The following is an 18,471-nucleotide window of genomic DNA, read 5'->3' on the forward strand; positions in this document are numbered from 1 at the left end:
AAAATTAATGGTAACAAAATAAATTTTCTTTGACCATGAACAGTTTTGTTGAAAATGTTCACTACTCGGCACTGAAGGTATGCACTGTCGAGTAAGTAAAGAGAAAATCTATAAAGGAGTTTCAAAATGTCTACACCTAAAAAAGAAGATCCTCGTACAGTTCGTTCAAGAGCAATGTTTAAAAATGCTGTTTTTCTCTCCTATGTGAGAATCCTAGTATTTCAAGTTTAACGGTTCAAAAAGTCGCAACAAAAGCAGGATTAAACCGAACAACCTTTTATTTACATTATCAAGATATTCAAGATTTACTAGACCAAATCACGAATGAGATTTCAAATGAACTTTCAAATAAAATAGCTGATTTAATACATGCAAAAGATTTATCAGAAAAACAAAAGCTAACACAATTACTTGATTATTTATATATCCATCGAAATTATTTATTTATATTATTTAAAATGCATCAATTTGAGGAGCAACTATTTTTATTTTTAAAAGAGTTAATAGAAACGAGAAGAGAGAATACGAAAAAGGATCTGCCTGATGATTATGTTGCGGTTGATATTAAAACAGCTTCATTGGTAGGTATTATCATGTGGTGGATAAGGAATGGACTTCACTTTAGTTCAGATTATATTGCAAATCAAATTTATTTCATGTACAGAGGGTAATGAGTTAAAAATATTTTATGTATCGACACATTGTATTATTAAGTGCGACACCTAAAGAAAAAAGCCCATATCGCTTCGTATAAAGTAGAAGTTATCACATCACTTACTTCATACAGAAAACTGCCCATGAAGGGTTTCAGGAAGAACTGTCGCACTTAGATTGACAAATTGTCTTTAAAATAAAAAATCGTATTGTATAATTTCATATGCCGCATGTATATAGTAAAATTTTTAAATGAAAGTACAATCATTGCACTGTGCATAAACAAGAATTTGGACTTAATTTTAGAAGAGATACAAGATAAGATATTAATAGAAAGCGATTTCAAACTCTAATTTTGCAAAGTTAGTATCTATACTTGCAATTCTATTTAAGAACAAGTATAGAAAGGGTGTATATCATATATGATATTAGATAATCGAAGTATAAGTATTTTACAGCAAATTATTCAAGCAGATAGCTATGTTTCTGTATCTCAATTAATGGAAGTCATACAAGTTTCAAAGCGAACAATTTATTATGATATGAAGAAAATAGAAGACTGGTTAGTTGCAGAGGATTTAAATTCATATGAATATATTCGCCCTTTAGGCTACTGTTTTGATAATGAAACGAAGCAAAGAGTGATAAAAAAGTTAAATGGATTTACAACAAGCCAATATGAATATTCTCCACATGAACGAAAAATATTGCTGGTTCTTTATATACTAACAACGGAGAAAAGGATTCTATTAGAAGACTTAATAGAACTTGTGCAAGTCAGTCGTAATACTGCTCTTGCTGACTTAAAAAAAATAAAAGCAGAGTTAGTGAAGTTTAAGCTCGCATTAAACTTTAATCGTAAACATGGCTACAATATTATAGGGAATGAACATGGAAAACGAAATATATTAATCTTAAATCTTTCACAAATAATTTCAAAGCATGGATGGGAATATTTAATATCGCATGTGAAATATATTACGAATGATAATAAAAGTGTAAAAGGTAATAAAGATCACGAGGAACTTCTTATAATAAAAAATATTTTATCAAATTGTGAAGAGCTTTTAGGGGTCCAGTACACAGATGAGGTACTTGAAAGTTTAAGCGTTTACATGTATTTATTCCGCAATCGTATTGTAAATGGAAAATGTGTTGAGATGGAAGATGCTGAAAAGGATGTACTAAGAGAAACAAAACAATTTGAAGCAGCAAAATATATTGCAAAACAGTTTGAAAGAGTATTTTTCGTGGATTTTCCAATAGATGAAATTTATTATATTACGACTCATTTGTTAGGAGCAAAAGTAAATGCTCAACAAAAAGACTTTGAAAAAAGTGAGATTGATGGAATACATTCAATGGTCGGATATATGATAAAGGATTTTCAACATTATGCTTGTGTTATATTTCAAGATTTTAAAGGACTTGCTTCAGACCTATATCTGCATATGAAACCGGCATATTATCGTGTAAAGTACGGGATTGAAATAGAAAATCCATTACTTTATACAATCCAGCAAAATTATGAAGAAGTATATACTCTTACAAAAAAAGTAATTCATTATTTTGAAGAATATGTTGGAAAAACAGTTTCAGATGATGAAATGGCATATATTACTATGCACTTTGGTGCTTGGATGAGGAAAGAGGGAATCGTTCCCAGCCCAAGAAAAACCGCGCTACTTGTTTGTCCAAATGGTATTGGTACATCACGTATGTTGCAGTACCAATTAGAGCAAGTGTTTTCAAGTGTAGATATTTTAAAAGCCATTTCAAAGCGGGAATATGAATCAAATACATTTGATGTAGATTGTATTATTACTACAACTGAACTGGAGAAGGGGAAAATTCCTATCTTTATGGTAAATCCAATTTTGACCGATTCCGAAAAAGCATCGTTACTACGAAAAGTTAATGTAACTTTATATGGCGAAAATCAAAATGATTCAGTTGATATGATGATGGGTATTATCCAAAAATACACAGACATTTTAGATGAAAAATCTTTAAAAAATGAATTGAGAGAGTTTATGAGTGGTCCGGTACATATTGATAAGGAGGAGAAATATAAGCCTATGTTAAACGAGCTATTAACTAGAGAATTTATAGAGCTTGAGAATCACGTTGAGACGTGGGAGGAAGCAATTCGTGTTGCGTCGGAACCTTTATTACAAAGTGGACATATTTCTGAAGAATATATTTCTGAAATGATTGCGAATGTAAAGAAGTTAGGCCCGTATATTGTAATTGCACCTAAAATCGCTATACCTCATGCTCGTCCAGAAGCAGGTGTCAAAAAATTAGGGATGAGTTTATTACAACTAAAAGAGGGTGTGTTATTTTCAGAAAAACAAGAGCATACTGTAAATTTAATTATTGTATTAGCAGCTATAGATAACGAGACACATTTGAAGGCATTGGCACAATTAAGTGAGATGTTATCTGAACCAACGAACATAGAAATGTTAATGCATTCAAATTCAAAAGATAAAATGCTAGAAATGATAGCTAAATATTCTAATTAAAGGGGAGATTGAAATGAAAAAAGTATTAGTTGTATGTGGAAATGGATTAGGAAGTAGTTTTATTATAGAAATGAATGTAAAGAAAATATTAACTGAACTTGGTATGCAAGCTGAAGTTTCTCATACGGATTTAGCATCAAGTAAATCAGAACAAGCAGATCTATATTTAGGTGCGAAAGATATCATTTGCAACCTTGAAGATGGTACTCGCACAGTTGCTGGATTAACAAACATTCTAGATTTAAATGAAATTAAAGAAGCATTACAAAAACACCTGATGTAGAAACTGTGAAAGGGGAGTAGTGCTATGTTTGATTTAATAATGAAGGATATTTTGGGACAGCCTGCAATATTAGTTGGATTGTTTGCTATGTGTGGTTTACTATTGCAAAAAAAGAATTTTGCAGATACAGTTTCAGGAACATTAAAAACAATTATGGGCTTCGTCGTTTTAGGAGGCGGAGCTACTATATTAATAGGGGCTTTAGATGTTTTTGGTAAAATATTTGATAAAGCATTTCATATTAAAGGGATTATTCCAAATAACGAAGCTGTTGTTGCGATAGCGCAGCAAACTTTAGGAACAGAAACGGCATTAATTATGGTATTTGGGATGATTGCTAATTTACTAATTGCACGATTTACAAGATTTAAATATGTATTTTTAACTGGTCATCATACCTTATTCATGGCATGTTTAATTTCAGCTGTATTTTCAACTACAGGGATGAAAGGCGCTTCACTAGTTATTAGTGGGTCTATTATTTTAGGATTACTTATGGTCATTTTTCCAGCTCTACTTCAACCGTATGTTAGAAAAATTACGGGAATGGATGATATCGCAATTGGCCATTTCGGTTCAGTTGGGTATTTAGCAGCAGGATTTGTTGGTAGTAAATTTGGAAATAAGGAAAAATCTACAGAACAAATTAAAGTACCGAAGTCATTAGGGTTTTTACGTGATACATCAGTTTCTATGTCATTAACAATGGCTGTGTTATTCTTTATTGTTGCACCATTTGCTGGGAAAAACTTTATCGAAACAGAATTAAGTAACGGACAAAATTATCTCGTGTATTCATTCATGCAAGCGATTACATTCGCTGCGGGTGTATATATTATTCTAGCTGGTGTCCGTATGTTGATTGCAGAAATTGTCCCTGCATTTAAAGGGATAGCAGATAAACTTGTACCAAATGCCAAACCAGCATTAGATTGTCCAACAATCTTCCCATTCGCGCCAAATGCAGTTATTATTGGCTTTTTAACAAGTTTTATTGCTGGATTACTATCTATGTTTATTCTTCCGTTTATCGGATTAAGTGTAATAGTGCCAGGATTAATCCCTCATTTCTTCACAGGGGCAACAGCTGCTGTATTTGGAAATGCAACTGGAGGAAGACGAGGAGCAATACTTGGAGCTTTTGTAAATGGATTATTAATCTCATTCCTACCAGCTATATTACTACCTATATTAGGTGGATTAGGATTTGAAAATACAACATTCGGTGATTCTGACTTTGCTGTTGTTGGTATTTTAATTAGTGAAATTGCGAAATTGCTGGGTAATATTTTCTAAAGAATAGAGCATAAAAAGACTTGAATTCTAATTATGAATTCAAGTCTTTTTATTAAATGTAAATATTATAGTGTAAGAAAGTGAGGGGATTTGAATATAGGAGTTAGTTTGAAATAACATGTGTTATTATTGTATTGATTGTTTGTACACTTTTTGATTTTTCTTGAGGGCTAATATTAAAACAGAAAAGTATATTTTCAAAATAGGGTAAAATGAAAGGGGTCTATGCATGAATTTTAAAAATGAAAAAATATCATTACATTTAGAGGTTGTAAATTACCAATATAAAGATGCAAAAGACGAGTGTGATAGAAATTAGTTAAGAGTAAAAGCGAAACTATCAGAAGAAAATAAAGTTTTTGAAACGATGGATCCTTTTTTACAAACTTCCGACTTACAGTACATGATAAAATGGTTTCAAGCATTACCAAACCCTACATATAACGAACTAGCTTTCATGGAACCAAATTTAGAGTTTGAATTTATGGGAGAAAAAGAAGAGGAGTTTCATCTTGTTATTCGCTTATCGCTGGAACTTAAACCCGCATGGTGTAAGGAAGAGGAGTACGAATTTTCTATCAGTATAACTCAAGAGGATAGAGAGAATATGATTCGTTCTATTGAAGAGCAACAAAGGAAATTCCCAAAACGATAAAAAAAGACTTGATAACCTACAAGAGGGAATCAAGTCTTTTTATTACATACGATTATCATGCCAGAAGTTTAATGGGAAGTGTTCGTTCTCATTATAGGCTTCTAATTCATATCCTCTTTCTTTCAGCCCTTTAATAATTCCAGGTACTGCTTTAACTGATTGTGGATGAATATCATGCATTAGAATAACTTCTGTTGGGTTTGTAGCACCATGTAGAACGTTTTCTACGATTTTAGCAGATGCAGCGTCTACTGGCATTTTGTTGTATTTCCAGTCTAATGAATCAATTGTCCAGTCCCAAACTTTTAAACCATTTTCGACAACTTTGTTGCGAAGGGCTTCATTTAATCCCGGCATTGAGCCGTAAGCTGGACGAGTTAATACTGGTGATTTTCCTAGAACGCCAGCGATTAAGCCTTGGTCTTCTTTCATTTCATCAACGTAATGACCTTCTGTGTAAAGCTTCTTGTAGTTATGAGTCATACTGTGCATCCCAACGTAGTGGCCTTCAGTATTTTCACGTTTTACAAGATCAGGGAAAGCCTTCACGTTTGAACCAATTAGGAAGAATGTTGCTTTTGCATTTTCACTTTTTAACATATCTAAAAGCTCAGCTGTGTATTTTCCAGGACCATCATCAAATGTTAAGTAAGCGACTTTTCTAACCTGCCCGTTATAGTGTTTTGGAGCTTCTTTTGGTGCTAGGGATGTTTGGATTTCACTTACAAGTTGAACAGATTTAGTTTCATCCTCTGTACTTGCTAGAGCAGTATGTGTTGATCCATAAGCAGCTTCGTATGTAAACAATACCCCGACGCAAATCAACAGAGCCCTTTTCACTAAAGTTGTCATCCGAATTCCATTGTGCATAATTTTCCTACTCTCTATAAAAGTTCTACTCTACTATATTAGCAATTTTAGAGGGGGAAATGCAAAAAAACTTTATTACAAGCGCAAAAAAGTTTGTAATAAAGTATGCAAGATTTCACTGTTTTACAGGTTTGAAAAAATGAAACAAGAATTAAATGAATGGAACTGTATGTAAAATGGTTCATTCATGTTTTTTGTTTTAGAAAGGGAGGATAAGTATGAAAAAACTAGCTTGTTTACATGCTCATCATTCGAATATTGAATACATTGACCGAGCGTTGCAATCTTTTGGAATCGAAATACTCCATTTTGTAGATCCCATCTTATCACGCATATTAAAAAAAGATTGCGATTTTGAAAAAGAACAAGGACGAAATAATTTAAAAGATATTATAAAGTATATAGCCAAAAGTGATGTAGATACACTTTTATTAACTTGTACAGGAAGAAATAGTGACGGAACACCAGATCATTGTTTTATCAAAGGGAAAGAGTACGAAATGTGCTTTGATGAGAAAAAAGGCGAGTGTTTTACAGTTGATGAAGTGAAGATGATGCATTTTGTAGGTTGTGAAAACGAATATTATTTCGATAAACACTTTGAAGTAATGAAAGAGTTACACGAAGACGATTTTGAAGGCGATGAACTTAGACTTCAACGATTAAAAAGAATGTTTAGAGAGAAACTCAATTACGAGGAATAAAAGGATATAAAACCAAACAAAAGCGTTATTTAACAACAAAGTAAAAGAGCACATTTTATATGCACTCTTAGTAAGGCAGGTGAATGTCTCATGAGATATAAAAAATTCGAAAAGTCGTAATCAGATTTTCATGAGTGAATTTTTAATATTGTATGCCTTAACTAGATGTATTGAGCCTGTCACAGAACAAAATCTTTTTTTTCATAACAAGCGAAAAAGAGCACACATATAAGTATGCTCTTTGACAAAAAAGGTAGATTTCTATGAGTGGAGAGTCTCCATACAATAACATATGCTTGTCCAGTTAAAAGGTGAAAGGTTCGCTATGCTTGGAGGGTCTCCATACAATAACGTATGCTTGTCTAGTTTAAGTGTGAAAGGCTTTTAACCAAAAAGCTACTAAAATAAAAGAAACCCCGTTTGTCTGCGGGGATTCTAAGGGTAATCGTCAAGTAATGACGTACTCGACTAATTAACCATATCATGAATTTTTTGGTAAAAATACTGGTAAATGTGTCCAAATATATGTGGCATCAGTTCGAACAAAAACGCTATTTTAAATAAAAGAACAGTTAGCAAAAGCTAAATGTTCGGTTCTTTGGAAAATAAGAATTAGAATTTGTGTTTAAAATGGTTTACATCAATTAACGAAATTGCTGTAGAGAGATTAATAAATCTTTATGAATACGCAATAATGTTTGAACATCATCTTCTTGAAGCTGTTGTAGTGCTAGTTCCATTGCTTTGTAGGAAGTAGAGTTTTCAATGGATTTTTTCGATGCTTCTTGTCCTTGGTTTGTTACTTTTAATTTTATTTCCCTACGATCTTCATCTGATTGTTTTCGCTCGATAAACTCTAGATTAACTAATTCATCTACATTCACACTCACTGTACTTTTAGGAACTGAAAGACGTTCTGAAATCTCTTTAAGAGTAATATTAGGGATTGCATAAATTGTATTTAAGATACCCATTTGTTGTACTGTTAATCCTAAACTGGAAGCGTTTTGATGTGTGAACTTTATAATTTCTTTGTTTATTGTTGCGAATGACTGGACAACTTCTCCTGCTTGTTTGAAACTTAGATTTTTTAAACTCATAATACTCATTTCCTTTCTTTTTTACTTAGTGTAACACTGAACAGTTCAACGTTGAACTATTTACTTTTAAACTAATTCAGAAAAGAAATCAATATACGTTATTAATAGAGAACTTAATAAAAATTTCATTTTGTAGAAAAGGGGAATTGATAATTTATGGATTACGAATTATTTGAAGAATTGAAGCCATATATCGAAAATGCAGTTGAAGATAAGAAGAATTCTAAAGAAGTAATTAAAACTTTAGCCAACTTAATTACACATGTTGCTGAGTTTTATATAGATGATGCGAAATAAAAGAGCAGCTAGCAAAAGCTAATTGCTCGGTTCTCCAAAAAGGGGGAAAGGAGAAAGGTTAGGGACTTCATTAAATGAGTTCTGGCTATCGCCTATCTATAATATTGACGGAATATTGAGTTTTATTCATCTATAAAAGTCGAGATAAAATATCTTTAATTAATCCTGAGGCCCCAATAAGGAGTATCGATAGAAAAATTATTGAGAATATACTTTTTTAGGCTTTTTAAACTCTAGGTATAAGTTAATGATTGCACCAATTGCAACAACAATAAAGATAACGAGTCTTAATGTATTTGGCATGAATAACACTCCTATTAATTACGCTGGCTTGAAGACAGAGTGGGAGAGGTTATGAATGAACTTGGTTTCATCTGATTTAACTAGTGTACTAAAATTCATTCAAGATACTACTGATGTAAATGGACATACAACAAGAAGGCAGGAAACAAAGTCTCCTTTTTTCTATTTGTAAACACCAGTTGGTAAACCGTATCAGGATTCAGTCGGCTTTCATCGATACAGACCACTGATCCACGGTACATTGTTCCTGGATAAAGAAACACAAGCACTGCAATTTCAAGCGAAGTTGCAAGATGCATTAATGCGTTGTAAATATGACATTCCGCTAGTAGATGAGAATTTCAAAATTGACATACCTATATTGAAAATTGATGAGCCATTCTTTGAAATGATTTGTCAGGTTAAAGAGCCACAAACAATACTTTTTACAAATAATCGTACGGTTTCAGGAACGATGGAACGTTTAAAACAATACGCTCGGCAGAATAATAAATCCATACATGTAAAAGTAGAAGTGATAGAAGGGATATTTGAGTTAATTATGCAAGGTCGTAAAGAAGAGCATGATGCTAAATTAGAAAAGTATTTATATGAAATTATGAAAGATAGAAACGAAATGCTTTCAGTTGCACAATTATCTATGGTAGACGCTGCTACAAGGGTAGAAAATATAATAGGAAGGAACATAATAAACCCGCTACATGCGCTAGAGGAGTATTGTATACAGAGTGTGAATGAACAGCCGTGTGAAAAATAAGGAAGAGGATGTTTTTTATTTTAAAGAACATCCATAAAATTTCACATACCGTATTTTAAAAAAAAATATAGGAAAACCAAAAAATAATGTAGAATATATCGTACATACATATGTGAAGGCAACAAAATATATAAAAGAGGTGGATCTATGTTACTTGAAGAAGTAATGCAGCAACTAGAAGAATATGGAACAGAACAAAACCGTAAAACCTTTAAAAATCATGGGGCAAAAGAGCCGTTATTTGGAGTTAGTTTTGCAAATTTAAAATTGTTGAAAAAGAAGATAAAAAAGGATCATGATTTAGCAATCTCATTATGGGAAACAAAAAATATGGACGCAATGACTTTAGCAACGATGGTTTTAGATCCGAAGAAACTAACGTCAGAACAGTTAAATAGATGGGTTCAGGATGTTGATTATTATTGTTTAATGGACGTTCTTATGACAGCTATATGTACGTCGCCAATCGCGATAGAAAGAATGGAAGAATGGACGAAGTCTGATGATGAATGGATTGGAAGAGCTGGTTGGTCATTATTAGCGAATATCGCAATAAAAAATAAAACGTTAGACGATGACTTTTTCTTATCGTATTTAGAAGAGATTAAAGTTCATATACATAATGAAAAAAATCGAAAAAGAGAAGCGATGAATAGGGCTTTAATTGCGATAGGGGTTCGAAATGAAGCTTTAGAACAACAAGCAATTGAAATTGCACGCGAAATTGGAAAAGTAGAAGTTGATCATGGTGCGACGTCATGTAAAACACCAGATGCAGAATCCTATATGAAAAAGACAAGAGAAAGAGCTGAAAAAAAGAAAGTGAAATAAGAAAAGAGGAAAGGCTATGAAACCAATTGAAGCGGCACAAAACATAATCACATCACAATTTTCGAATTGTGATGTTGCTTTACTAGGGGGAAGTGTTGCTAGGGGAGAGGCTACGAAAACATCTGACCTTGATATTGTAATATTTGACCAAAGTTTGTCATCTTGTTATAGAGAATCTTTCTATAGTAATGGTTGGCCTGTTGAAGTATTCGTACATAATTTTGAAACGTATAAAACCTTTTTCAAAAGTGATTGTGAGCGCGGGAGACCTTCATTACCTCAATTAGTTTCAGAAGGTATTGTGTTAAAAGGAAAAGATGAAATTGTAAAGATACTCAAAAGAGAAGCGAATGATTTATTAAATAAAGGACCAGAAAAATGGACAGAGGAAACGATGAAGCAGAAACGCTATTTTATTACGGATACTTTGGATGACTTCATTGGTGCAACAAAGAGAGAAGAAGAGTTGTTTATCGCAAACTTATTAGCTGATTTAGTACATGAATATGTTTTGAGGGTAAATGGACAATGGCTTGGAAATTCAAAATGGTTCATTAGAGTGTTGAAAAGGTATGACGAAGTATATGCGGAGAAATTTGTTAGGGTTTTTGATCACTTTTATAAAACAGGTGAGAAAAAGGAGTTAATCGCTTTTATAGAAAAAACGTTAGAAGAGTATGGGGGAAGAATGTTCGAAGGATTTTCTATAGGGAAATGAGAAGGGGTAGCAAAATGAATTTACCAATTGTTCAATTAAGAGAACTATTACTAGATGATGTAGAAGATCGGTACAGGTGGTCATTAGATACAGAAGTAACAAAGCACTTAGTTGTACCAGATCAATATCCACCGTTCACTCGTGAAGATACGAGAAGGTGGATTGAAACGTGTATAAGTCGAGAGAATGGATATGAACAAAGAGCTGTTCTAACTGATAAGGGTGTACACATTGGATGGGTAGACCTAAAAAACTTTGATAATACAAATAAAAATGCTGAACTAGGAATTGCAATTGGAAATAAAGAATATTGGGGTAAAGGATATGGAATGGCAGCTCTATACAGTATGTTACAAATCGGCTTTTCTGAATTCCAATTAGAAAAAATTTGGCTACGAGTAGACGAAGATAATTTACAAGCTAGAAAGAGTTATGAAAACGCTGGATTTGTTTGCGAAGGACTAATGAGAAATGATCGATTACGTCAAGGTAAGTTCATTCATCGCTATCGTTATAGTATGTTAAGAGAAGAATATCAATCTATAATTAGTAGTTTGTAAAAATATTATGTAAACCTAAAGGGGATAGAGAAAGATGATTCGATTACTTACAAAAGAGGATGCGGAAAAATATTGGGAGTTACGTTTACAAGCATTGCAAGTAAATCCAGAGGCATTTATAACAACTTATGAAGAAGCGGTGAGCCAGGAGAATCCTCTTGAGCGAGTTGCTAGTAATTTATCATCTAATAGTAGTTGTACATTTGGTGCTTTTAATGAAGAAAATCAATTAATTGGAGTTGTCACTTTACTAATGGAAGAGAAAGAGGCATATAAGCATAAAGGTCATATCGTTGCGATGTATGTAGATGCACAAAACAGGCGGAACGGATTGGCACATGAGTTAATAGCAAATGCCATTCAAAGAGCGCGAGTAATAAAACTAGAGCAATTAACCTTAGGAGTTGTATCCACAAACGAACCAGCAAAAAAATTGTATGGATCAATGGGCTTTAAAACGTATGGAATTGAAAAAAGAGCTATAAAGGTGAATGGTGTGTATAGTGATGATGAAAATATGGTGTTGTTTCTTTAAAGACTACATCCATAATTAGATTTTTGAATATTAATTATATTCATTTTGTTATATAGTAAAAGGAGAAACTATATAAGGGGTTTTAAGATGAAAGCTATTGCAATAGGGATATTGGCATCGTTTTTCTTTGCCTTTACCTTTGTGTTAAACCGATCGATGGACTTAGAAGGTGGAAGTTGGATTTGGAGTGCATCATTACGGTATTACTTTATGGTTCCCATGCTATTACTAATTGTCATGTATAGAGGGAACTTAAAACAACTCTTTCAATACATGAAAAAAAATCCGAAAGAATGGTTGTTATGGAGTATTGTTGGATTTGGTCTTTTTTATGCACCACTTAGCTTTGCAGGTGCGTTCGGACCAGGTTGGCTTGTAGCATCAACATGGCAAATTACGATCGTCGCAGGGATTTTGTTAACACCATTTTTTGCGGTAGACCCATTGCATAAGAAACTTCCTATGAAGGAATTAGTTATGTCGGGCATTATTTTATTCGGTGTTGTACTTATGCAAGTAGAACATGCTTCTTCATTAGGAATTCGTGAAACCGTTTTATGTGTAGTTCCTGTCCTCATTGCAGCATTTGCGTATCCTCTTGGAAATCGAAAAATGATGCAAGTTTGTAAAGGGGAATTAGATGTATTCCAGCGGGTTCTCGGTATGACATTAGCAAGTTTACCATTTTGGTTTATACTATCTGGTTACGAAGTATCTACAGGCGGATTACCGTCAAGTAGCCAAGTTTTCCAATGTTTTATTGTAGCGGTTAGCTCAGGTTTAATTGCGACAGTATTATTTTTCTTTGCGACAGATCTTGTAAAAGATAATCCACAAAAATTAGCAACAGTCGAGGCGACACAGTCTGGTGAAGTTTTATTTGCATTAGTAGGAGAGCTGATCTGGTTATCGGCTCCAATTCCGTCTTCTTTATCGTGGGTTGGAATGAGTCTTGTAATTGTCGGAATGATATTGCATAGTTATGTAGCTGTAGTTGTAAAAAAAGAGGAAAAAATAACCGCGTAAAAAGATTAGCTCTTTTTTAATAAAGAGCTAGTCTTTTTTCATAAGAAAGGATATGGAAGTATGATGTTACAACGTGTTGAGCATTTAGAAATATATCCAATTAAGGGAGTATTAAAGCATGCGACCGGTCCGAGTGAAGTAAGCTTAATTAAAGCGGTGTCACTGTATGCAAATAATCATGCAGTGCTATATAAATATGGGAATATGGGTTGCATAGGTATTGCATTAATTGATACAAATAGAGCGGAAATGTGTCACATAGCTGTTGCTGAAATGTATCGTCATCAAGGAATTGCACTTCAAATGATAAGAGAAATAATTAGGAAGTATGAGTTAACGTATATAGAGGCAGAGACAGACGAAGAGGCAGTCGAATTTTATAAAAAGTGTAGGTTTAAGATTAAAAGTCTGGGAGAAAAATATCCGGGGGTGGAAAGATTTCATTGCTATCTCGGGAATGAACAGTTTAAAAGTATGCGAAATATGTAATTTTACATATTTAGTTTAGTTTGAAAAAAATGATATATACAGTATATAATAAAGGTAATTGGAAAAATATAGATAAATGGAAATTAGGTGTATAACACATGAAAATGGATAAAAGCAAATTTGTGAAAATTGCAGCTTCAATAGGAGTGTCATCTTTTTTATTAACAGGATGTGCTGATAATGATGAAGAGAACGCACAAAAAGAAAGTAGTGCGGTAAAAACAGATGGTATGAAGCAAGAAAGCGAACAAGAAACATTAAATTGTGATGATAAAGCGCCAACGACAGAAAATATAGAAAAAGAAGAATTATGTAGAGATAATAATTCACCTGCTTCATTTAATAATGAGAGCTCCCATCTGCCAATACTTCCGTTCGTTGCTGGATATTTATTAGCAAGTAAGACGTCGAATATGTATAATACTGCGAAACCAAATCTTACAAAGAAACCATATGAAAATAATATTATCCCATACCGTGAAAAGGATGAGCGAAGAAGTGGTGGCAGCGGTGGTGGGTATTACGGTGGCACTAGTAGTAATAATGATTCTTCAAAGAAAGTGGATTTGAATAAGCAACAGCCGAACAGTTCAACTAAAGTGACGCCAGATTCAAATACGTCAAAATCATCTACTACACAAACGCCAAAAGTGAATTCTGGTTCAAATGGAATTGGAAACGCAAAAGCACCAGCTGGATCCTAATTTGAAAGGATAATGGAGAAATGTATACAGAAAAAGAACAGGAAGAGTATATGAAAATCTGGTTTTCTCTTGCAGAAGAGGCTGGTAGAAATGGATTTACATGGCCGAGTTTGTTAGAGAGTGAAGAATGGAATCAATATATGGCAACTAGTATGTATCGTATGCCAGTACGTACATATACTGCAATTTCTAAAGCGACAGAAGAAATTATGTATGTGTTATATAAAACATATCAATACATTACAAATACACCAGCACAATTTCAAAAACTTGGTTTTCCACCAGAGACGTGGGAAATTGCAAGAATGAAACATACTGGTTTATTTTCATATTTTACAAGGCTTGATTTCATCGTAAATCATGATGATATTAAATTAATTGAAGTAAATTGCGATACTCCGACAGGTTATTTAGAACCATCTGTCGCTAATGAAGTATTGTGTCGATATCACGATGTGAATCATCCGAATCATATTGAAGAACACGTCGTTCAAGCTTGGGAACAAATTAAACATGATTACAAAATAAGTCCTGACGAAACGATTTATTTTACAAGCTACGATTGGCATGATGAAGATCATCAAACCGTTCAGTTTTTAAGAAGTTATTGTTTACAGCAACAAACCGATTATGTAGGAATACAAGATATCGTTGTTGCAGATGATGGAATATACACCCCGGCAGGCGATAAAATTAAATACTTATATCGTTTATATCCAATTGAATATTTAGTTTCAGATACTGATAAAAATGGTAAAAGAATCGGTCTGCAATTTTTAAATCATATCGCACAAGGAAAGGTGCAAATTATTAACCCACCGGCTGCTTTTGTTATGCAAAATAAAGGTATGCTCGCATTAATTTGGCAACTTTATGAAGATGAAGTTTTCTTTGAAAAAGAAGAGCGAGAGATTATTAAGAAATACTTCCTTCCAACGTATTTCACAAATAAACGATTCTTAGAAAGAAAAGAATCATATGTTTCAAAACCGTTATTTGGTCGCGAAGGCGGCGGAGTATCTATTTATGACAATGATGAACTATTGGCTGAAGATCAAACAGAGTATTATTTTGAACAACGAAAAATATATCAGCAATATGTAGACATGCCTGACTATACAATTGATACGTGGGATGGACCGTATACTGGTAAACTACTTATCGGTTCTCATTGTATTAGCGGAAGAGCCGCTGGACTGTTTTTACGAGTAGGTGAAAGAATAACAGGGAATTTATCGATGTTTACTGGAGTTACGATTGAAGGGTAGCAACATTTGAATTAAAAGGTAATTAACAAAGAGCGCATCATTTGTGATGGGCTCTTTCATATGAGTATAAAGCTTGAATTAAGAGTGCTAGAGTGATCATTGCTTTGATGTAACGCTTTCATTTTGTTTCATTTCAAAAAATTTTCATACCATCTTCATCTACAATTTTAATAGAATCTCTAAGTTTAGGCACACCGATATACATAACAGGGTTTTTTATCTTTTCCTTTGTTTTTTTCAATACGTAAGACGATAACTAATGTATCTTTTTCGTCTGTAACTTCTTTTACTGTAATTTTATCGTTTTTATACTTTTCTCCAAATGCTAAATATACCATCCTTTTTCCTTCACTAATGCTATCGTTTGAGTAATGAATCATAGTTGGATCTTCCTGTGCCTTTTCATATAAGTTTGAAGGGCCATATCCACCTTCGTTATATCTAGATTTTTCTAACACCCAAAAATCTTCATATTCATTATTAGAAAAAGTACAGCCACTTAAGCTAATAATCCCTAATATGAAAAGGGGTAATATAATTTTCTTCATTGTGTGCACCTTCCTTTATTAATTTTAAATAAATACACCATAATTTAACTGTTTCCGATATGATAAGAACGATAGGTCTATAGTAATCTGTATGATTATGTTAAAAATTAAGAAGAATATGATAATATATGTATGTATTAGTTTAAAGCAAAATGGGGGAACAATCGTGAAAATGAATGACATAGTGGCGAATACACAATTTCCAAATACAATCGAAACAATTACAAATGATTTAAAAGCATTAGGGATAGAAAAGGGAATGACAGTTATTGTACATTCTTCATTAAGTTCAATCGGTTGGATATCAGGCGGTGCAGTTGCCGTAGTAGAAGCGTTAATGAAAGTTGTTACAGAAGAAGGAACGATAATTATGCCGACGCAATCTTCGGATTTATCCGATCCAAAACATTGGTCAAGACCACCTGTACCAGAAGAATGGTGGCAAATTATTCGGGATAACGTCCCAGCATTTGATCCGCGTATAACACCAACAAGGGCAATGGGAGAAGTAGTTGAATGTTTTCGTACATATCCGAATGTATTGCGCAGTAATCATCCACTCAGTAGTTTTGCAGCATGGGGGCAACACGCAGAAGAAATTACAGCGAATCATTCACTTTCCATAAGTTTTGGTGAAGAATCGCCATTACGAAAAATATACGATTTAGATGGATACATATTATTACTTGGTGTCGGTTATGACTCTAATACGTCTATACATTTATCTGAGGTACGTACAGGTGCACGCGAGTTAATAAAGGTAGGGGCACCTATTATAGAAGAAGGTGTAAGAGTATGGAAAGAATTCGTTGAAATGGACTACGATTCTGATACGTTTGTAGAAATCGGAGTTGAATATGAGCTTAAAGGAACAGTTACGCGTGGGAAGATAGGGAATGCGACGTGCCGTTTTATGAGGCAGCGTGATGCAGTTGACTTTGGAACAGAGTGGTTTCGTGCGAAAAATCAGTAAGGGATGGTTATTATGCAGGGGAAAAAAGTATTAATTACGAGCGGCGGCTGCCTAGAAAAATGGGATCAAGTACGTGGGCATACAAATTTAGCAAAAGGTACGATTGGAAGAATTATTGCGGAAGAGCTAATGACAAAGGGCGCACATGTAATATATTTGCATGGCTATTTCGCTGAGAAGCCAATGGATGTAAATAACCAATTAGAATTGCACCCATTTGAGGGGATTATTGATTTACAAGATAAGATGAAAAGTATTATTACACATGAAAAAGTAGATGCAGTTATTATGGCTGCTGCTGGCTCAGATTGGGTTGTCGAAAAGATTTGTGATCAAGATGGAAATGTTCTTAATATGAACGGAAAGATTTCAAGTGACATCGCTCCAATTATTCATTTTCAAAAAGCGCCAAAAGTATTAAAACAAATAAAGAGTTGGGATCCAGAAACGATACTCGTTGGCTTTAAACTTGAAAGTGACGTAAATGAAGCAGAACTTATTGAAAGAGCAAGTAAAAGAATGGAAGATGCAAAAGCAAGTGTAATGGTAGCGAACTCACCGCATTCTTTATATTCTCGCGGTGCTGTGCATCACGTTATTGGACAAGACGGTAATGTGAAGTTATGTAATGGGAAAGATGAAACTGCAAAAGAAATTGTCAATATGTTAGAGCATTTATGTAATCGTATCACTACTATGTAGATTTAAGCTTTTAGAAAGAGATGCAGTCGCATAGTATATAATGGAGTTAATATTAAATTAGTGGGGGAACGTATCCCTCACTAATTATTAAATTGAATCAAATCAATGAAATAGGCCATTAGCTGCTCGTAAATGTGTAATACATGATATATGCATAATGAACATTTTGTGAGGAGTGGATTGTATGGAACATTTATTAAAGCAAGCTATTAAACTTAGAAATGAAAAGAAATATGCGCAGTCTAGAGAGATACTTATAGGATTAACAAACTTTACGAGGGATGCAGAAGTGCTATATCAATGCGCTTGGATACATGATGTAATGGGTCTTGAAACGGAGGCGGTTCCGTATTATGAACAGGCAATTGCGAACGGACTTGATGGTGAATTCCTTTGCGGTGCGTATATCGGTCTTGGCAGTACGTATCGTTGTATAGGGGAATATGATAAAGCGATTACTGTATTAGAAGCAGGGATAAAGAAGTTCCCGGAAAATGACGTGATGAAAGTGTTTTTATCATTAGCAAAATATAACGTAAACGAACATGAAGAAGCGATGAAATTACTGTTAGAGACAGTTGTGAAAGTAGATGAGGTAAAAGAATTTGAACGTGCTATTTCATTTTATAAAGACCATTTAAATGAGGTTTTTGAATAGAGGAGAGAAGGA

At 33.6% G+C, this 18,471-nt stretch carries 18 protein-coding genes and 4 pseudogenes; 19 read left to right on the forward strand and 3 right to left on the reverse strand.

What is annotated here, in order from left to right; translation table 11 throughout:
• The first annotated feature begins 126 nt into the window (after positions 1-126).
• The 5 genes and pseudogenes from JFT89_RS14665 to JFT89_RS14685 all read left to right on the forward strand — a co-directional run bounded on the left by JFT89_RS14665 (position 127) and on the right by JFT89_RS14685 (position 5,416).
• Positions 127-671: pseudogene (locus tag JFT89_RS14665) on the forward strand (TetR/AcrR family transcriptional regulator).
• Between the two features lie 405 nt (positions 672-1,076).
• The gene (locus JFT89_RS14670) at positions 1,077-3,182 is read left to right on the forward strand and encodes a BglG family transcription antiterminator (RefSeq protein WP_002136886.1); all 2,106 of its coding nucleotides are present in this window, start codon (positions 1,077-1,079) and stop codon (positions 3,180-3,182) included.
• A 13-nt stretch (positions 3,183-3,195) separates the two neighbouring features.
• Positions 3,196-3,465, forward strand: a complete 270-nt coding sequence (locus JFT89_RS14675; protein ID WP_000757313.1) for a PTS sugar transporter subunit IIB — start codon at positions 3,196-3,198, stop codon at positions 3,463-3,465.
• Between the two features lie 24 nt (positions 3,466-3,489).
• Entirely contained in the window at positions 3,490-4,761 is a 1,272-nt protein-coding gene (locus JFT89_RS14680; protein ID WP_002136884.1) for a PTS ascorbate transporter subunit IIC, read from the forward strand.
• A 229-nt stretch (positions 4,762-4,990) separates the two neighbouring features.
• Positions 4,991-5,416, forward strand: a pseudogene (locus JFT89_RS14685) (WapI family immunity protein).
• Positions 5,417-5,458: 42 nt separating this feature from the next.
• Here JFT89_RS14685 and JFT89_RS14690 read toward each other — a convergent pair.
• Positions 5,459-6,286, reverse strand: coding sequence for a peptidoglycan-N-acetylglucosamine deacetylase (locus JFT89_RS14690; protein WP_016095659.1), 828 nt, complete (start codon positions 6,284-6,286; stop codon positions 5,459-5,461).
• A gap of 218 nt (positions 6,287-6,504) precedes the next feature.
• On the opposite strand from JFT89_RS14690, the pseudogene JFT89_RS30305 reads away from it, so the two are divergent.
• Positions 6,505-6,729, forward strand: a pseudogene (locus tag JFT89_RS30305) (hypothetical protein); the annotation flags it as partial.
• Between the two features lie 905 nt (positions 6,730-7,634).
• Here JFT89_RS30305 and JFT89_RS14700 read toward each other — a convergent pair.
• Complete coding sequence (locus JFT89_RS14700; RefSeq protein ID WP_002147182.1) at positions 7,635-8,090, reverse strand: MarR family winged helix-turn-helix transcriptional regulator; 456 nt, start codon at positions 8,088-8,090, stop codon at positions 7,635-7,637.
• A 156-nt stretch (positions 8,091-8,246) separates the two neighbouring features.
• On the opposite strand from JFT89_RS14700, the gene JFT89_RS14705 reads away from it, so the two are divergent.
• From JFT89_RS14705 to JFT89_RS14750, 10 genes are all read left to right on the forward strand, one after another.
• Positions 8,247-8,387: a hypothetical protein gene (locus JFT89_RS14705; RefSeq protein WP_002147183.1), complete on the forward strand. Its 141-nt coding sequence runs from the start codon at positions 8,247-8,249 to the stop codon at positions 8,385-8,387.
• A 604-nt stretch (positions 8,388-8,991) separates the two neighbouring features.
• A complete protein-coding gene (locus tag JFT89_RS14710) occupies positions 8,992-9,447 on the forward strand; it encodes a hypothetical protein (RefSeq protein WP_374191877.1) in 456 nt (151 codons plus the stop codon).
• A gap of 147 nt (positions 9,448-9,594) precedes the next feature.
• Complete coding sequence (locus JFT89_RS14715; RefSeq protein ID WP_016095655.1) at positions 9,595-10,278, forward strand: DNA alkylation repair protein; 684 nt, start codon at positions 9,595-9,597, stop codon at positions 10,276-10,278.
• Positions 10,279-10,294: 16 nt separating this feature from the next.
• On the forward strand, positions 10,295-10,996 hold the full coding sequence (locus JFT89_RS14720; RefSeq protein ID WP_002147188.1) for a nucleotidyltransferase domain-containing protein: 702 nt from the start codon (positions 10,295-10,297) through the stop codon (positions 10,994-10,996).
• Positions 10,997-11,010: 14 nt separating this feature from the next.
• Entirely contained in the window at positions 11,011-11,556 is a 546-nt protein-coding gene (locus JFT89_RS14725) for a GNAT family N-acetyltransferase (RefSeq protein ID WP_016095654.1), read from the forward strand.
• Between the two features lie 34 nt (positions 11,557-11,590).
• Complete coding sequence (locus JFT89_RS14730; protein WP_016095653.1) at positions 11,591-12,091, forward strand: GNAT family N-acetyltransferase; 501 nt, start codon at positions 11,591-11,593, stop codon at positions 12,089-12,091.
• An 87-nt stretch (positions 12,092-12,178) separates the two neighbouring features.
• Positions 12,179-13,117, forward strand: a complete 939-nt coding sequence (locus tag JFT89_RS14735) for a DMT family transporter (RefSeq protein WP_016095652.1) — start codon at positions 12,179-12,181, stop codon at positions 13,115-13,117.
• A 63-nt stretch (positions 13,118-13,180) separates the two neighbouring features.
• Complete coding sequence (locus JFT89_RS14740; RefSeq protein ID WP_201040306.1) at positions 13,181-13,606, forward strand: GNAT family N-acetyltransferase; 426 nt, start codon at positions 13,181-13,183, stop codon at positions 13,604-13,606.
• A gap of 98 nt (positions 13,607-13,704) precedes the next feature.
• Positions 13,705-14,310 (forward strand): hypothetical protein, encoded by a 606-nt coding sequence (locus JFT89_RS14745; protein WP_016095650.1) that lies wholly within the window; start codon positions 13,705-13,707, stop codon positions 14,308-14,310.
• Between the two features lie 20 nt (positions 14,311-14,330).
• On the forward strand, positions 14,331-15,578 hold the full coding sequence (locus JFT89_RS14750) for a glutathionylspermidine synthase family protein (RefSeq protein WP_002136864.1): 1,248 nt from the start codon (positions 14,331-14,333) through the stop codon (positions 15,576-15,578).
• 96 nt (positions 15,579-15,674) lie between these two features.
• Here the strand turns inward: JFT89_RS14750 and JFT89_RS14755 are convergent.
• Positions 15,675-16,126 (reverse strand): annotated as a pseudogene (locus JFT89_RS14755) (hypothetical protein).
• Positions 16,127-16,298: 172 nt separating this feature from the next.
• Between JFT89_RS14755 and JFT89_RS14760 the strand changes: the two are divergent.
• The 3 genes from JFT89_RS14760 (at position 16,299) to JFT89_RS14770 (ending at position 18,459) form a co-directional block, all read left to right on the forward strand.
• Positions 16,299-17,099: an AAC(3) family N-acetyltransferase gene (locus JFT89_RS14760; RefSeq protein ID WP_125930143.1), complete on the forward strand. Its 801-nt coding sequence runs from the start codon at positions 16,299-16,301 to the stop codon at positions 17,097-17,099.
• Positions 17,100-17,111: 12 nt separating this feature from the next.
• Positions 17,112-17,801: a phosphopantothenoylcysteine decarboxylase domain-containing protein gene (locus JFT89_RS14765; RefSeq protein WP_016095648.1), complete on the forward strand. Its 690-nt coding sequence runs from the start codon at positions 17,112-17,114 to the stop codon at positions 17,799-17,801.
• A gap of 184 nt (positions 17,802-17,985) precedes the next feature.
• Positions 17,986-18,459, forward strand: coding sequence for a tetratricopeptide repeat protein (locus JFT89_RS14770; RefSeq protein ID WP_201040300.1), 474 nt, complete (start codon positions 17,986-17,988; stop codon positions 18,457-18,459).
• Positions 18,460-18,471: the final 12 nt, after the last annotated feature.

This window comes from Bacillus sp. TH25 (assembly GCF_016650935.1).
In the GTDB taxonomy this organism is placed as follows: Bacteria; Bacillota; Bacilli; order Bacillales; family Bacillaceae_G; genus Bacillus_A; species Bacillus_A mycoides.

Coding starts and splice junctions, on each gene's coding strand:
- JFT89_RS14765 (WP_016095648.1), top strand. CDS start 17,112: ATGCAGGGGAAAAAAGTATTAATTACGAGCGGCGGCTGCCTAGAAAAA.
- JFT89_RS14745 (WP_016095650.1), top strand. CDS start 13,705: ATGAAAATGGATAAAAGCAAATTTGTGAAAATTGCAGCTTCAATAGGA.
- JFT89_RS14770 (WP_201040300.1), top strand. CDS start 17,986: ATGGAACATTTATTAAAGCAAGCTATTAAACTTAGAAATGAAAAGAAA.
- JFT89_RS14760 (WP_125930143.1), top strand. CDS start 16,299: ATGAATGACATAGTGGCGAATACACAATTTCCAAATACAATCGAAACA.
- JFT89_RS14735 (WP_016095652.1), top strand. CDS start 12,179: ATGAAAGCTATTGCAATAGGGATATTGGCATCGTTTTTCTTTGCCTTT.
- JFT89_RS14675 (WP_000757313.1), top strand. CDS start 3,196: ATGAAAAAAGTATTAGTTGTATGTGGAAATGGATTAGGAAGTAGTTTT.
- JFT89_RS14680 (WP_002136884.1), top strand. CDS start 3,490: ATGTTTGATTTAATAATGAAGGATATTTTGGGACAGCCTGCAATATTA.
- JFT89_RS14710 (WP_374191877.1), top strand. CDS start 8,992: ATGCGTTGTAAATATGACATTCCGCTAGTAGATGAGAATTTCAAAATT.
- JFT89_RS14720 (WP_002147188.1), top strand. CDS start 10,295: ATGAAACCAATTGAAGCGGCACAAAACATAATCACATCACAATTTTCG.
- JFT89_RS14750 (WP_002136864.1), top strand. CDS start 14,331: ATGTATACAGAAAAAGAACAGGAAGAGTATATGAAAATCTGGTTTTCT.
- JFT89_RS14670 (WP_002136886.1), top strand. CDS start 1,077: ATGATATTAGATAATCGAAGTATAAGTATTTTACAGCAAATTATTCAA.
- JFT89_RS14705 (WP_002147183.1), top strand. CDS start 8,247: ATGGATTACGAATTATTTGAAGAATTGAAGCCATATATCGAAAATGCA.
- JFT89_RS14715 (WP_016095655.1), top strand. CDS start 9,595: ATGTTACTTGAAGAAGTAATGCAGCAACTAGAAGAATATGGAACAGAA.
- JFT89_RS14730 (WP_016095653.1), top strand. CDS start 11,591: ATGATTCGATTACTTACAAAAGAGGATGCGGAAAAATATTGGGAGTTA.
- JFT89_RS14740 (WP_201040306.1), top strand. CDS start 13,181: ATGTTACAACGTGTTGAGCATTTAGAAATATATCCAATTAAGGGAGTA.
- JFT89_RS14700 (WP_002147182.1), bottom strand. CDS start 8,090: ATGAGTTTAAAAAATCTAAGTTTCAAACAAGCAGGAGAAGTTGTCCAG.
- JFT89_RS14690 (WP_016095659.1), bottom strand. CDS start 6,286: ATGCACAATGGAATTCGGATGACAACTTTAGTGAAAAGGGCTCTGTTG.
- JFT89_RS14725 (WP_016095654.1), top strand. CDS start 11,011: ATGAATTTACCAATTGTTCAATTAAGAGAACTATTACTAGATGATGTA.